The organism is Salipiger sp. HF18, from assembly GCF_011806505.1.
In the GTDB taxonomy this organism is placed as follows: domain Bacteria; phylum Pseudomonadota; class Alphaproteobacteria; order Rhodobacterales; family Rhodobacteraceae; genus Salipiger; species Salipiger thiooxidans.
Window position 1 is genome coordinate 1 of sequence record NZ_JAATOS010000413.1, and the last position, 518, is coordinate 518.

A 518-nucleotide genomic window follows, 5' to 3' on the forward strand; every position below is an offset into this window, starting at 1 on the left:
CTCGCAAAGAGGCGGATGCTCCGAATCGCCCGGTTGTCTTGCCGGGACCTTTTTCCCGGAACGCTTGCGCAGCCACGCTTCCCAGAACGGCCACCACGAGCCTTCGTGGTAGTCCGCGCTGTCCTGCCACTCGTCCGCCGAGAGCTTGAGATCGGGGTTCAGGTAATGGCCGTACTTCTTCTTGCTGGGCGGATTGACGATGCCGGCGATATGGCCGGATTCCGACAGCACGAAGGTCTTGGAGCGCGAGCCCATCTTCTGCACGCCGCGGTAGCAGTCCTTCCACGCGGCGATGTGGTCGGTCTCGGCGGTGATCGAGATCAGCGGCACGTCGACGTCGCGCAGGTCGAGCGTCTCGCCCATGAGCTCGAAGCGGCCCTCGGCGAACTCGTTCTTCTGGCACAGGCCGCGCAGGTACTGGATGGTCATCCGTCCGGGCAGGTTGGCGCCGTCGCCGTTCCAGTAGAGCAGGTCGAAGGCGGGCGGGGTCTCGCCCATCATGTAGGAGCGGATCGCGG

Annotated in this window: 1 pseudogene; it reads right to left on the bottom strand. The window is 65.1% G+C overall.

Features of this window, described 5'->3' with window-relative positions:
- Positions 1-518, bottom strand: a pseudogene (locus tag HC022_RS21540) (class I poly(R)-hydroxyalkanoic acid synthase); the annotation flags it as partial.